Consider the following 13,982-nt stretch of genomic DNA (forward strand, 5'->3'; position numbering starts at 1 on the left):
GGTCCGGCCGATGGACTTCCTTCTCGTCACCGGGCTCTCCGGGGCGGGTCTGCAGACGGCGGCGAAGGTCCTCGAGGACCTCGGGTGGTACGTCGCGGACAACCTTCCCCCGGAACTGATTTCCCGGATGGTGGATCTGAGCCTGGAATCCGATTCGCGGCTCGAGCGGCTCGCCGTCGTCATCGACGTGCGCAGCCGGTTGTTCACCGGCGACCTCGGCTGGGTCCTCACCGAACTGGAGAGCAAACCCGTGCACACGCGGGTGCTGTACCTCGACGCGTCGGACGAGGTCCTGGTGCGCCGTTTCGAACAGGTGCGCCGCAGTCACCCGCTGTCGGGGGGAGGCGCCGAGGGCACCCTGTCGGAGGGCATCGCCGCCGAGCGCGATCAGCTCGCGAAGGTGAAGGCCGCCGCGGATCTGGTGATCGACACGTCGTCCCTCGCCGCGCACCAGTTGCGGCAGAAGATCGAGGACGCGTTCGGCGACGCCGAGAACCGGACCATGCAAGTAACAGTCCAGTCGTTCGGTTTCAAGTACGGTCTTCCGATGGACGCCGATCTCGTCTGCGACGTCCGCTTCCTGCCCAACCCGCACTGGATTCCCGAGTTGCGTCCGCACACGGGGCAGAGTGCGGACGTGCGGGACTACGTGTTGTCGCAGGACGGTGCCGAGGACTATCTCGCCACGTATCACCACCTGCTGGATCTGACGATCGCGGGATATCGTCGGGAGGGGAAGCGCTACATGACCATCGCGGTGGGGTGCACCGGAGGGAAACATCGGAGTGTCGCGATGTCGGAGGCCTTGGCGAGCCGCCTCGGAAAGGACTCCGGGCTGAACGTGCGTGTCGTCCATCGTGATCTGGGGCGCGAATGAGGCCGGTGCATCAGCCGCCTGCGATCGTCGCGCTCGGCGGGGGCCACGGGCTGTTCGCCACCCTCAGCGCCGCGCGCCGGCTCAGCCGGGACGTCACGGCCGTCGTCACCGTCGCGGACGACGGCGGATCCTCGGGACGGCTGCGCGCCGAACTCGGCGTCATCCCGCCGGGGGATCTGCGGATGGCGCTCGCCGCACTCGCCGCGGACGACCCCGAGGTGCAGGACTGGACGGACACCATCCAGCACCGCTTCGGCGGAATCGGCGCGCTCGCCGGCCACTCGGTGGGCAATCTCATCCTGGCCGGCCTCACCGAAGTGCTCGGCGACCCCGTCGCCGCGCTGGACGAACTCGCCCGGCTGCTGCGGATCAACGGGCGCGTGCTGCCGATGTCGCCGATCGCCCTGGACATCGAGGCAGACGTGCAGGGCCTCGAGGCGGACCCGCGGGTCAGCCGCTGCATCCGCGGTCAGGTCGCGGTCGCGACCACGCCCGGCAAGGTGCGCCGCGTGCGGTTGCTGCCGGCGAATCCGCCCGCATGCCCGGACGCGGTCCGGGCGATCGACGTCGCCGACATGGTCGTCCTCGGCCCGGGGTCGTGGTTCTCGAGCGTCATCCCGCACGTCCTCGTGCCGGAACTCCTCGACACGCTGATCGCCACCGCCGCGCGGAAGGTGCTGGTGCTCAACCTGGCTCCGGAGCCGGGCGAGACGGCAGGATTCTCCACCGAGCGTCATCTGCACGTACTGTCCCAACACGCACCCGAACTCACCGTCGACTTCGTCGTGGTCGATTCGGGTTCGGTGCCGCCGGGGCGCGAGCGCGAGCACCTCGCCCGCGCCGCCGGACAGTTCCAGGCACGCGTCGTGTACGCCGACGTGTCGGAGCACGGCACCCACACGCACCATGCAGGAAAACTTGCGTCCGTTCTCGAACAGCTCTGGAGCGACCCCGATGCGGGGTCTCGGGGGAGCGAAGTGGCCGAGACACCAGAGGAAAGGGAGAGCGCTTCGTGGCAATGACAGCAGAGGTCAAAGACGAACTCAGTCGTCTCGTCGTCACTCATGTGAGTTGCCGGAAGGCCGAGGTCTCGTCGCTGCTGCGGTTCGCCGGGGGATTGCACATCGTCGGCGGCCGGGTCGTGGTCGAGGCGGAAGTGGATCTGGGGTCCACGGCCCGCCGGTTGCGCCGCGAGATCTTCGACCTGTTCACGTACAGCGCCGACGTTCACGTCCTCAGCGCGGGCGGACTGCGCAAGTCGTCCCGGTACATCGTGCGGGTCGCGAAGGAGGGCGAGGCACTCGCCCGCCAGACCGGTCTCCTGGACCTGCGGGGGCGCCCGGTGCGTGGGCTTCCCGCGCAGGTCGTCGGTGGCAGCGTCGCCGATGCGGAAGCCGCGTGGCGCGGCGCCTTCCTGGCGCACGGTTCGCTGACCGAGCCGGGTCGGTCGTCGGCGCTCGAGGTCAGCTGCCCCGGCCCGGAGGCGGCGCTCGCGCTCGTCGGGGCGGCGCGCCGGCTGGGTATCTCGGCGAAGGCCCGCGAGGTCCGCGGCACCGACCGGGTGGTGATCCGCGACGGCGAGGCCATCGGCGCGCTGCTCACCCGGATGGGCGCCCAGGACACGCGCCTCGTGTGGGAGGAACGCCGCATGCGCCGGGAGGTCCGTGCCACCGCCAACCGGCTCGCCAACTTCGACGACGCCAACCTGCGCCGGTCCGCGCGGGCGGCTGTCGCGGCCGCTGCCCGCGTCGAGCGGGCCCTCGACATCCTGGGTGACGAGGTTCCCGACCATCTGGCGGCGGCCGGTCACCTCCGGGTGGAGCACCGGCAGGCGTCCCTCGAGGAACTCGGCCAGCTCGCCGACCCGCCGATGACGAAGGACGCCGTCGCCGGCCGCATCCGGCGGTTGCTGTCGATGGCGGACCGCAAGGCCAAGGAAACCGGCATCCCCGACACCGAGTCGGCCGTCACCGCAGACCTTCTCGACGACGCCTGACAGTCGTCGGCGGTCGCCTCGCACCACCCCCACTCCCGGACGAACGGGACGCTCGTTGCGTCAGATCGAACGAGCGTCCCGTTCGTTCGGGTCGGGGCGGCCCGGAAAGGGTGCCCGGAGGTGACTGCGCGCGCGCGTGGCGCGCGCACTAGGGTTAGAGCCACATCGACCGATGAACCCTCGCGCCGACCACCCGTCGGTGGTGTCGTAGCGGCGCGGGAGCAGAGCTGCACAACCAGAATCATGCGCAAAGGAGCAGATTGTGACTGTCCGGGTAGGCGTAAACGGTTTCGGCCGTATCGGACGTAACTTCTTCAGGGCGGTGGATGCGCAGAAGGCGCTCGGAACCACCGACATCGAGATTGTGGCGGTCAACGACCTCACGGACAACGCTACGCTGGCGCATCTCCTGAAGTACGACTCCATCCTGGGTCGTCTCCCGCACGACGTCTCGCTCGAGGGTGAAGACACCATCGTCGTCGGAAACCAGAAGATCAAGGCACTCGCGATCAAGGAAGGCCCCGCGGCGCTTCCCTGGGGTGACCTGGGCGTCGACGTCGTCGTCGAGTCCACCGGCATCTTCACCGACGCAGCCAAGGCGAAGGGCCACCTCGAGGCCGGCGCCAAGAAGGTCATCATCTCCGCCCCGGCCAAGGGCGAGGACATCACCATCGTGATGGGCGTCAACGACGACAAGTACGACGGCAGCCAGAACATCATCTCCAACGCCTCGTGCACCACCAACTGCCTCGGCCCCATCGCCAAGGTGCTCGACGACGAGTTCGGCATCGTCAAGGGCCTCATGACCACGGTCCACGCCTACACCCAGGACCAGAACCTGCAGGACGGCCCGCACAGCGACCTGCGTCGCGCCCGCGCCGCTGCACTGAACGTGGTCCCCACCGGCACCGGTGCCGCCAAGGCCATCGGCCTGGTCCTCCCGCAGCTGCTCGGCAAGCTGGACGGCTACGCGCTGCGCGTCCCGATCCCCACGGGCTCGGTCACCGACCTCACCGCGAACCTGAAGAAGTCGGCCAGCGTCGAGGACATCAACGCCGCGATGAAGGCTGCCGCCGAGGGACCGCTCAAGGGCATCCTGAAGTACACGGACGCTCCGATCGTGTCGTCCGACATCGTCACCGACCCGCACAGCTCGATCTTCGACTCCGGCCTCACCAAGGTCATCGACGATCAGGCCAAGATCGTGTCCTGGTACGACAACGAGTGGGGTTACTCCAACCGTCTGGCCGACCTCATCGGTCTCGTCGCCAAGTCTCTCTGAGCGAAGGTTCGGTAACAGTGGCAGTTCAGACTCTCGACGACCTGCTGAACGCTGGGGTCGAGGGGCGCGCCGTGCTGGTGCGCTCCGACCTCAACGTTCCGCTCGACGGTGACCGGATCACCGATCCCGGGCGCATCATCGCTTCCGCGCCGACGCTGAAGGCGCTGGCGGAGGCGGGCGCCAAGGTCATCGTCACCGCCCATCTGGGTCGCCCCAAGGGCGAGCCCGACCCGCAGTACTCCCTCGCACCGGTGGCGGTGAAGCTCGCCGAGGTGCTGGGACGCAACGTTCAGCTCGCCGGCGACGTCGTCGGGCAGGACGCTTTGGCACGTGCCGAGGGGCTCACGGACGGCGACGTTCTCCTGCTGGAGAACATCCGCTTCGATCCGCGGGAGACCAGCAAGGACGAGGCCGAGCGGACGAAGCTCGCCAAGGCCCTGGTCGAGCTCGTCGGCGACGACGGTGCGTTCGTGTCCGACGGGTTCGGCGTCGTGCACCGCGCGCAGGCGTCGGTGTACGAGGTGGCCAAGTTGCTCCCGCATTACGCGGGCACGCTCGTCGAAGCCGAGATCAAGGTGCTCGGCAAGCTCACCGAGGAGCCCGAGCGCCCGTACGCGGTCGTGCTGGGTGGCTCCAAGGTGTCGGACAAGCTCGCGGTGATCGAGGCGCTGGCCCCCAAGGTCGACACCCTCGTCATCGGTGGCGGCATGTACTACACGTTCCTGGCGGCGCAGGGCGTGTCGGTCGGCAACTCGCTGTGCGAGGAGTCGATGATCGACACGTGCAAGGCGCTGCTCGAGCAGTACGCCGACGTGATCCACATTCCGCAGGACGTGGTCATCGCCGATTCGTTCTCGGCCGACGCCGAGTCGAAGATCGTCTCCGTGCTCGAGATCCCGGACGGCTGGATGGGTCTCGACATCGGACCGCAGTCGGTTCGCCGGTTCGCGGCGATCCTGACCAGCGCGAAGACCGTGTTCTGGAACGGCCCGATGGGCGTGTTCGAGTTCGCGAAGTTCGCCGCGGGCACCAAGGGTGTCGCCGAGGCGATCATCGAGGCCACCGGGAAGGGCGCGTACAGCGTCGTCGGTGGCGGTGACTCCGCCGCGGCGGTGCGCCAGCTCGGTCTGCCCGAGGACGGGTTCTCGCACATCTCCACCGGTGGCGGCGCCTCCCTCGAGTACCTCGAGGGCAAGGAACTCCCCGGCATCGCAGTTCTGGAGGGCTGAGGCATGGCACGGAAGCCGCTGATCGCCGGCAACTGGAAGATGAATCTGAACCATCTCGAGGCCATCGCGCTGGTTCAGAAGATCGCCTTCTCGCTCCCGGCGAAGTACTTCGACAAGGTCGACGTGACGGTGATCCCGCCGTTCACCGACATCCGCAGCGTGCAGACCCTCGTCGAGGGCGACAAGCTTCTGCTCACCTACGGTGCGCAGGACGTGTCGGCCCAGGATTCGGGTGCATACACCGGCGAGATCAGCGGCTCCATGCTGGCCAAGCTGGGCTGCACGTTCGTCGTCGTCGGGCACTCGGAGCGCCGGACCCTGCACTGCGAAGACAACGACACCGTGCTGGCCAAGACCAAGGCCGCGCTGAAGAACGGGATCACCCCGATCGTCTGCATCGGTGAGGGCCTCGACGTCCGCGAGGCCGGAGAGCACGTGTCCTACAACGTCGAGCAGTTGCGGGGCTCGCTCGCCGGACTGTCCGCCGAGGACATCGCCAAGGTCGTCATCGCGTACGAGCCGGTGTGGGCCATCGGAACCGGCCGCGTGGCGAGTGCCGCGGACGCGCAGGAAGTGTGCGCCGCGATCCGCGCCACGCTCGGTGAGCTCGCCTCGCCGGACGTCGCGTCCGGTGTTCGCGTTCTCTACGGCGGCAGCGTCAACGCCAAGAACGTCGGCGAGATCGTCGGCAAGACGGATGTGGACGGCGCCCTGGTGGGCGGCGCCTCGCTGAAGGCCGACGAGTTCGCCACGCTGTCGGCGATCGCCGCGGGCGGACCTCTGCCGTAAGGCGCCTTCGGCGCCCGTGCGCCTTTCCGGTAGCTGTAGGTACCGGAAAGGCGCACGGGCGCGGAGCGCCTGTAGGGTGTACGAGGTCGTTGTTGTTCCTACTGGATGGGTGGACGTAGACAGACATGGAACTGTTCCTGGATATCTTGCTGGTGGTCACCAGCTTGCTGCTGATTCTGCTGGTGCTGCTGCACCGCGGTAAGGGCGGCGGTCTGTCCAGCCTGTTCGGCGGCGGCGTCCAGTCGAGCCTGTCCGGTTCCACCGTGGTCGAGAAGAACCTCGACCGGCTCACCGTCTTCACCGGCCTGATCTGGTTGATCGCCATCATCGGCATCGGCCTGGAGATCAAGTTCGGCTGATCTGCTTCACCATGCAGACGGGCCGTCACCGGTCGATACTGGATGCATGATCGAAACCCCACGTGAGGCCACTGAACCACTCCGCGAAGACATTCGGCTCCTGGGCGGCATCCTCGGTCAGATAGTGCGGGAACAGGCCGGGGACAGCGTCTTCGATCTCGTCGAGAAGGCCAGGGTCGAATCGTTCCGGGTTCGTCGTTCCGAGATCGACCGCGCAGATCTGGCGGACATGTTCACCCAGGTCTCCACGAGCGACACGATTCCCGTCATCCGGGCCTTCAGCCACTTCGCCCTGCTTGCCAATCTTGCCGAGGACATCCACCGCGAACGCCGGCGTGCCGTCCACGTCGCCGCCGGTGAACCCGCCCCCGACAGCACCCTGACCGCCACGTTCGCCAAACTCGACGCCGCGCACCTCGACAGCGCCGTCGTCGCGAACGCGTTGCGCGGGGCGCTCGTGTCGCCGGTCATCACCGCTCATCCCACCGAGACCCGCCGCCGGACGGTGTTCGAAACCCAGTCCCGGATCACGGAACTGATGCGCTACCGCGAGCGCACCGCCCTGACCGAGACCGAGACGGCCGACGTCGACGTCCGGCTGCGGCGGCAGATCCTCACCCTCTGGCAGACCGCGCTGATCCGGTTGTCGCGGTTGCGGATCCAGGACGAGATCGAGGTCGGGCTGCGGTACTACGACGCGGCACTGTTCGAGGTCGTCCCGAAGATCAACGCCGAACTGCGCACTGCCCTGCGGTCGCGGTGGCCGGACGCGGATCTGAGCGGGGAACCGATTCTGCGTCCCGGGTCGTGGATCGGCGGAGACCGCGACGGCAACCCCTACGTCACCGACGAGGTGGTCCGGCAGGCCACGACCCGTGCCGCGGCCACCGCCCTCGAGCATCACCTCGGGGAACTCGAGACGCTCGAGCGCGAACTGTCGATGTCGGCTCGCCTCGTCACCGTCACCCCCGGGCTCGACCTCCTGGCCGCGGCGTCGCAGGACGATTCCCCGTTCCGCGCCGACGAGCCCTACCGGCGTGCGGTGCGGGGCATCCGGGGTCGTCTCACGGCCACCGCGCACCGCATTCTCGGTGAGGCACCCGATCACGGGCTCGACCTCGGGCTCGCACCGTACGACACCCCGCGGCAGATGCTCGACGAACTCGACATCGTCGACGACTCCCTGCGGCGTGGGGGTGACGGCACCATCGCCGACGACGGGCTGGCGAACCTGCGGGACTCGGTTGCGGTGTTCGGTTTCCACCTCTCCGGACTCGACATGCGGCAGAACTCGGACGTGCACGAGACGGTCGTCGCCGAGCTGCTGGCGTGGGCGGGCGTGCACGCCGACTACCCGTCGCTGTCCGAGGCCGAGCGGGTGGAGTTGCTGTCGGCGGAGCTGTCGACCCGGCGCCCACTGACCACTGCGAACGCGAAGTTCAGCGAGCTGACCGCGAAGGAGCTGGCCATTCTCCAGGCCGGCGCCGACGCGGTCCGGACACTCGGTGCGGGCGCCGTGCCCAACTACATCATCAGCATGTGCACCTCCGTCAGTGACATGCTCGAGGCCGCTGTGCTGCTGAAGGAGGTGGGTCTGCTCGACCCTGGATCGGGGGAGGCGCCGTCCTGCCCGGTGGGCATCGTGCCGCTGTTCGAGACGATCGAAGACCTGCAGCAGGGTGCGGCCACCCTCGAAGCCACCCTGGAGGTGCCGATCTACCGGGCGCTGGTGACGTCGCGCGGCGACTCCCAGGAAGTGATGCTCGGGTACTCCGATTCCAACAAGGACGGCGGCTACCTGGCGGCCAACTGGGCGCTGTACCGCGCGGAGCTGGATCTGGTGGACGCCGCTCGCAAGACGGGAATCCGGTTGCGGCTCTTCCACGGTCGCGGCGGCACCGTGGGTCGCGGCGGCGGCCCCAGCTACGAGGCGATCCTCGCGCAACCGCCCGGCGCGGTGGCCGGCTCCCTGCGGATCACCGAACAGGGCGAGGTGATCGCCGCCAAGTACGCGGAACCCCGCCTCGCGCAACGCAATCTCGAAACGCTGCTCGCCGCGACCCTCGAAGCCACCCTGCTCGACGTCGAGGGACTCGGCGACGACGCCGAACCGGCGTACCGCATCCTCGACGAGCTCGCTGCGCTGGCCCGCCGCGCCTACGGCGAATTGGTGCACGAGACACCCGGATTCGTGGAGTACTTCGAGATGTCGACTCCGGTCGCGGAGATCGGGGCCCTCAACATCGGCAGCCGGCCCGCCTCACGGAAGCAGACCACGTCCATCTCCGATCTCCGGGCCATCCCGTGGGTGCTGTCGTGGAGTCAGTCCCGGGTCATGCTGCCCGGGTGGTACGGCACGGGTGCGGCGTTCGAGGAATGGACGCAGGGCGACCCCGAGAGGGTGGCCACGCTGTCCCGCCTGTACGAGAAGTGGCCGTTCTTCCGGACCGTGCTGTCGAACCTGGCCATGGTGATGTCGAAGTCCGACATGGGCCTCGCCGCCCGCTACGCGGAGCTGGTTCCCGACGAGGAACTCCGCCGACGGGTGTTCGGCAAGATCGCCGAGGAACACGAGCGGACGATCCGGATGTACAAGGCGATCACCGGGAACGACACCCTGTTCGCCGACAACCCCGGTCTGGAGAGGTCGGTGCACAACCGGTTCCCGTACCTCGAGCCCCTCAACCACCTGCAGGTGGAACTGCTGCGCCGCTACCGGGCCGGGGACGACAGTGATCAGACGCGCCGCGGCATCCAGCTCACGATGAACGGGCTGGCGACCGCGCTGCGCAACAGCGGGTAGCCGGCCGGGATTTCCGCGCCCCGCGAGAAGTGCGTGAACTTTCTTGCGGGGCGGGGGAACCGAACCGTCCGTCGCTGCGTCAAAACGGGAAAGAGCACGAACTTTTCCGAGACGAATTGGGGCGACGGATGAGGCGCTGCGCGGGCAACCCGGATTATTGGCGCGGGGGAATCGGACGGCGGGGGACGAGTACGGCGGGTCCGCGTCGTGCCGGCCGGATCGTCACCGAATGCCGGGTCACCCGGTCACCGGTCGAGCGGGACCCTCGGTCGCCCGCCGGGTTACCGGCGGACGACGACGAGGACCCCGTCGGATGAGAGCGTCAGTTCGGCAGCCGGGACGCGGCCGACGTGTCGAGCAGCCACCGGGTGGCCGACAGTCCGCGCGCCCCGGACGCCGGGATCTCGACGGGGGGAGCGCCCGCGATCGCGGCGGCCACGGCCTCGGCCTTCGCCTCACCCGACACGACGAGCCACACCTCGTCGGCGTGCCGGACGGCGGGCAGGGTCAGTGTGACCCGCACCGGCGGCGGCTTGGGGGAGTCCGTCACCGCGACGACGAACCGGTGCTCCTCGCGGACCGCGTCGGTGTCGGGGAACAGCGAATTGACGTGTCCCTCACCGCCCATGCCGAGCAGGTGGACGTCGAAGACCGGAACCTGCTTGCCGCCGGCGTTCGCCCCGAGAACCTGTGCGTACGCGACAGCGGCCGCCTCCGGGTCGTTCTCGTAGATGCCGTCCGCGACGGGCATGGTGTGCACCCGGTCGAGGTCGACGTCGACGTGGTCGAGCAGCGCGGCCCGCGCCTGCACGTCGTTGCGTTCCGGGTCGCCGGCCGGCAGGAAACGCTCGTCACCCCAGTAGATGTCGATCGCACGCCAGTCGATGTCGCCCGGGTTCTGCCGGACCTTCTCGAGCAGGCCGATCCCGGTCCCGCCTCCGGTGAGGACCACCGCTGCCGTACCGCGGTCCTTCTGGGCGGCGACGACGGTGTCGACGAACCGCTCCGCGGCCTTCGTCACCAGCGTGTCGGTGTCGGGGTGGACTTCTACGTGGATGTCACTCATACGTCACCTTCGTCAGCCCGGCGAGTGCGGTCTCGTAGACCTCGTCGGGGTCGAGTCTGCGTAGTTCTTCGGCCAGGCATTCGCTGGTTTCCCGCCTGCGGAGCGCGACCCGCGCATCAGGCTTGCCGGTGCGTGTCAGCGTCGCCGTCGTGCCGGTCTGGGGGCGGCTGATGGTCAACGCACTACCGTCGGCGAAGTTGATCTCCACGAACAACGGGCCGACCCGCCGCGTGACGGGGACGTCGACGCGGCTCGCCAACCACCCCGCGATCATGTCGACGGCCGGCTCGTCCACCAGCCCGGACACCACCGCCGACGTGATCGGCGAGTGCGGCGGCTGGTCGACGGCCGAGGTCAGCAGAGCACGCCAGTAGGTGATGCGACTCCACGCCAGATCCGAGTCACCGGACGAGTACGACGCGAGGCGGCTTTTGATCTCCGCGGCCGGATCCGCGCGATCGGTCGCGTCGGTGATGCGCCGGATCGCCAGCTTGCCCACCGGATCCTCGGCGGGGACCTCCGGGGCGGTCTCCGGCCACCACACGACGACGGGAGTGTCGGGAAGGAGGAACGGCACCACCACGCTGCTCTCGTGGTCGGCGAGTTCGCCGAACAGGCGGAGCACGACGACCTCCGACGCGCCGGCGTCGCCGCCCACGCGGATCTGCGCGTCCAGGCGGGGTTCCGCGTCACGGGACCCCCAGGCGACGACGATGACGCGGCACGGATGCTCCCGGCTCGCCTCGTTGGCGGCGTCGATGATGTCCTCCGAGTACTCACTGTCTCGGGTGCATACCACCAGCGTGAGCACTCGTCCCAGGGTCACCGCGCCGCCGGTCTTGCGCAGCTCCACCAGCTTTTTGTTGACCTGTCCGGTGGTGGTCGCGGGAATGTCGGTGATCATCTACGGCCTTCTCCATTCGCGACCGGTGCGGTGCATCATTTCGTCTGCCGACGGCGGGCCCCACGTGCCGGCCTCGTACGGTTCCGGCCTGCCGTCCGCAGCCCAGTGCGCGAGCACGGGGTCGAGGATCTCCCAGGACAGTTCCACCTCGGCGTTGACGGGGAACAGCGAGGGCTCACCGAGGAGCACGTCGAGGATGAGGCGCTCGTACGCCTCGGGCGACGACTCCGTGAACGCCTGACCGTAGCTGAAGTCCATGTTGACGTCGCGGACTTCCATGCTCGATCCCGGGACCTTGGACCCGAACCGCATGGTCACACCCTCGTCCGGCTGCACCCGGATGACGAGGGCGTTCTGCCCCAGTTCCTCGGTCATCGTCTGATCGAACGGCAGGTGCGGTGCGCGCTTGAAGATCACGGCGATCTCGGTGACACGACGGCCGAGTCTCTTTCCGGTGCGAAGGTAGAATGGCACCCCCGCCCAGCGGCGGGTGTCGACCTCGAGGGTGATGGCCGCGAACGTCTCCGTCGTGGAGTCCTTCGAGAACCCTTCCTCCTCCAGTAGGCCGACCACCCGGGTGCCGCCCTGCCAGCCGCCCGCATACTGGCCGCGCGCGGTGGTCTCGTCGAGCGGCTGGGCGAGTTTGGTGGCGGAGAGCACCTTGATCTTCTCCGCCTGCAATTCGGACGGTTCGAAGCTGATCGGCTCCTCCATCGCGGTGAAGGCGAGGAGTTGCAGCAGGTGGTTCTGGATGACGTCGCGCGCCGCCCCGATCCCGTCGTAATACCCGGCACGCCCACCGAGACCGATGTCCTCGGCCATGGTGATCTGGACGTGATCCACGTAGTGGGCGTTCCAGATCGGATCGAACAACTGATTGGCGAAGCGCAACGCCAGGATGTTCTGAACCGTCTCCTTGCCGAGGTAGTGGTCGATCCGGAAGACGGTGTCCTCCGGGAAGACCTCGTTCACGACCGCGTTGAGCTCACGTGCGCTCCCGAGGTCGTGACCGAACGGCTTCTCGATGACCACCCGACGCCACTGTTGGTCGTTCGACTGCGCGAGACCGGCCTCGGACAGCTGCTTCAGGACCACCGGGAACGCGTCCGGCGGAATCGCGAGATAGAACCCGTGATTGCCGCCGGTCCCGCGTTCACGTTCGAGCGTCCCGAGAGTGTTGGCGAGTTCCTGGAAGGCCGCCGGGTCGTCGAAGCTGCCCTTGACGAATCGCAGGCCCTCCGACAGTCGCTCCCAGACGTCCTCCCGGAACGGTGTGCGGGAATGGTCGCGCACGGCATCGTGGACGATCTTGCCGAAGTCCTCGTCCGACCAATCCCTGCGGGCGAACCCGACGAGAGCGAACCCGGGCGGCAGAAGACCACGATTGGCCAGATCGTAGATGGCGGGCATCAACTTGCGCCGGGCCAGGTCGCCGGTGACACCGAAGATCACCAGCGCGCACGGCCCGGCGATGCGTGGTAGGCGCTTGTCCCTACTGTCGCGGAGTGGATTGACCCATTCGTCTGACGCTGCGGGCTCGCTCACGTATCAGCTCTTCTGCCCTGCTGCGCGCAGCTGCTCCGCCGTGGCGTCGAGGAGCTCGTTCCAGGACACCTCGAACTTGTCGACGCCCTCGTCCTCGAGGACCTTGAACACGTCGGTGAGATCGATGCCGACGGCGCTGAGCTTGTCGAACACCTCCTGCGCCTCGACCGCGGTGCCGGACACCGTGTCGCCGGCGACCTCACCGTGATCGGCGAACGCGTCGAGAGTCTTCTCGGGCATCGTGTTCACGGTGTTCGGAGCCACCAGTTCGGCGACGTACAGGGTGTCGGGGTAGTCGGGGTTCTTGACTCCGGTCGACGCCCAGAGCGCGCGCTGCGGGCGCGCACCGCCCGGCAGCAGACCCTGGAACCGCGGCTGCACCTCGAAGACCTGCTGGTAGGCGGCGTACGCGAGGCGGGCGTTGGCGAGCGCCGCCTTGCCGCGCAGCTCGAGAGCCTCGGGGGTGCCGATCTTGTCGAGCCGCTTGTCGATCTCCGTGTCGACGCGGGAGACGAAGAACGAGGCCACCGAGTGGATGCGGGACAGGTCGTGACCGGCCGCCTTCGCGGCCTCGAGGCCGTCCAGGTAGGCGCCCATGACCAGTTCGTAGCGTTCCACGGAGAAGATCAGCGTGACGTTGACGCTGATGCCCTCACCGAGCACTTTGGCGATGGCCGGGATACCGGCCTCGGTGGCCGGGATCTTGATGAACAGGTTCGGGCGGTCGACGATCTTCCACAGTTCGACGGCCTGCGCGACGGTCTTGTCGGCGTCGTGCGCGAGGCGCGGGTCGACCTCGATGGAGACCCGGCCGTCGACGCCGTGGCTCGCCTCGAACTGCGGGGCGAGGACGTCGCACGCGGCGCGCACGTCGTCGGTGGTCACCGTGCGGATGGTGGCCTCGACGTCGGCACCGCGCTCGGCGAGCTCCCGGACCTGTGCGTCGTAGACGTGGCCCTTGCTGAGTGCCGCCTGGAAGATCGACGGATTGGTGGTGACCCCGACGACGCTCTTGGTCGCGACGAGCTCGGCGAGGTTGCCGGACTCGATGCGGTCACGGGAGAGGTCGTCGAGCCACACCGACACGCCTGCTTCGGAGAGCTTCTGGAGGTTGGGGTTCTGAGTCATGGCG

Annotated in this window: 12 protein-coding genes; 8 read left to right on the plus strand and 4 right to left on the minus strand. The window is 68.3% G+C overall.

The window, feature by feature from the left end; translation table 11 throughout:
* Window positions 1-10 precede the first annotated feature (10 nt).
* The 8 genes from rapZ (at window position 11) to ppc (ending at window position 9,335) form a co-directional block, all read left to right on the plus strand.
* Entirely contained in the window at window positions 11-877 is an 867-nt protein-coding gene (gene rapZ, locus CJ177_RS09980; RefSeq protein WP_043943921.1) for an RNase adapter RapZ, read from the plus strand.
* Window positions 874-1,899 (plus strand): uridine diphosphate-N-acetylglucosamine-binding protein YvcK, encoded by a 1,026-nt coding sequence (gene yvcK, locus CJ177_RS09985; RefSeq protein WP_005241779.1) that lies wholly within the window; start codon window positions 874-876, stop codon window positions 1,897-1,899. The genes rapZ and yvcK overlap by 4 nt, the downstream gene beginning before the upstream one ends.
* The gene (whiA, locus tag CJ177_RS09990; protein WP_005262275.1) at window positions 1,890-2,873 is read left to right on the plus strand and encodes a DNA-binding protein WhiA; all 984 of its coding nucleotides are present in this window, start codon (window positions 1,890-1,892) and stop codon (window positions 2,871-2,873) included. Before yvcK ends, whiA begins: the two co-directional genes overlap by 10 nt.
* 262 nt (window positions 2,874-3,135) lie before the next feature.
* Window positions 3,136-4,155, plus strand: a complete 1,020-nt coding sequence (gene gap / locus CJ177_RS09995) for a type I glyceraldehyde-3-phosphate dehydrogenase (RefSeq protein ID WP_005241784.1) — start codon at window positions 3,136-3,138, stop codon at window positions 4,153-4,155.
* A 17-nt stretch (window positions 4,156-4,172) separates the two neighbouring features.
* A complete protein-coding gene (pgk, locus tag CJ177_RS10000; RefSeq protein ID WP_095867653.1) occupies window positions 4,173-5,384 on the plus strand; it encodes a phosphoglycerate kinase in 1,212 nt (403 codons plus the stop codon).
* A 3-nt stretch (window positions 5,385-5,387) separates the two neighbouring features.
* On the plus strand, window positions 5,388-6,173 hold the full coding sequence (tpiA, locus tag CJ177_RS10005) for a triose-phosphate isomerase (RefSeq protein ID WP_005241787.1): 786 nt from the start codon (window positions 5,388-5,390) through the stop codon (window positions 6,171-6,173).
* A 125-nt stretch (window positions 6,174-6,298) separates the two neighbouring features.
* Window positions 6,299-6,532, plus strand: coding sequence for a preprotein translocase subunit SecG (gene secG, locus CJ177_RS10010; RefSeq protein WP_005241788.1), 234 nt, complete (start codon window positions 6,299-6,301; stop codon window positions 6,530-6,532).
* A gap of 46 nt (window positions 6,533-6,578) precedes the next feature.
* Window positions 6,579-9,335 (plus strand): phosphoenolpyruvate carboxylase, encoded by a 2,757-nt coding sequence (ppc, locus tag CJ177_RS10015; RefSeq protein WP_061044156.1) that lies wholly within the window; start codon window positions 6,579-6,581, stop codon window positions 9,333-9,335.
* A 322-nt stretch (window positions 9,336-9,657) separates the two neighbouring features.
* Here ppc and pgl read toward each other — a convergent pair whose 3' ends face one another.
* The 4 genes from pgl to tal are packed head-to-tail and all read right to left on the minus strand — an operon-like array spanning window position 9,658 to window position 13,978.
* A complete protein-coding gene (gene pgl / locus CJ177_RS10020; RefSeq protein ID WP_005241790.1) occupies window positions 9,658-10,401 on the minus strand; it encodes a 6-phosphogluconolactonase in 744 nt (247 codons plus the stop codon).
* A complete protein-coding gene (gene opcA, locus CJ177_RS10025; protein ID WP_005241791.1) occupies window positions 10,394-11,305 on the minus strand; it encodes a glucose-6-phosphate dehydrogenase assembly protein OpcA in 912 nt (303 codons plus the stop codon). The genes pgl and opcA overlap by 8 nt, the downstream gene beginning before the upstream one ends.
* Complete coding sequence (zwf, locus tag CJ177_RS10030) at window positions 11,306-12,850, minus strand: glucose-6-phosphate dehydrogenase (RefSeq protein WP_005241793.1); 1,545 nt, start codon at window positions 12,848-12,850, stop codon at window positions 11,306-11,308.
* 3 nt (window positions 12,851-12,853) lie between these two features.
* A complete protein-coding gene (tal, locus tag CJ177_RS10035; RefSeq protein ID WP_061697941.1) occupies window positions 12,854-13,978 on the minus strand; it encodes a transaldolase in 1,125 nt (374 codons plus the stop codon).
* Window positions 13,979-13,982: the final 4 nt, after the last annotated feature.

This window comes from Rhodococcus sp. ACPA1, assembly GCF_002300195.1.
GTDB classification, from domain to species: domain Bacteria; phylum Actinomycetota; class Actinomycetes; order Mycobacteriales; family Mycobacteriaceae; genus Rhodococcus_F; species Rhodococcus_F opacus.

Bases quoted from the DNA above. Each gene is read 5' to 3' on its own strand.
- yvcK (WP_005241779.1), top strand. From the start codon at position 874: ATGAGGCCGGTGCATCAGCCGCCTGCGATCGTCGCGCTCGGCGGGGGC.
- tpiA (WP_005241787.1), top strand. From the start codon at position 5,388: ATGGCACGGAAGCCGCTGATCGCCGGCAACTGGAAGATGAATCTGAAC.
- ppc (WP_061044156.1), top strand. From the start codon at position 6,579: ATGATCGAAACCCCACGTGAGGCCACTGAACCACTCCGCGAAGACATT.
- secG (WP_005241788.1), top strand. From the start codon at position 6,299: ATGGAACTGTTCCTGGATATCTTGCTGGTGGTCACCAGCTTGCTGCTG.
- pgl (WP_005241790.1), bottom strand. From the start codon at position 10,401: ATGAGTGACATCCACGTAGAAGTCCACCCCGACACCGACACGCTGGTG.
- opcA (WP_005241791.1), bottom strand. From the start codon at position 11,305: ATGATCACCGACATTCCCGCGACCACCACCGGACAGGTCAACAAAAAG.
- tal (WP_061697941.1), bottom strand. From the start codon at position 13,978: ATGACTCAGAACCCCAACCTCCAGAAGCTCTCCGAAGCAGGCGTGTCG.
- rapZ (WP_043943921.1), top strand. From the start codon at position 11: ATGGACTTCCTTCTCGTCACCGGGCTCTCCGGGGCGGGTCTGCAGACG.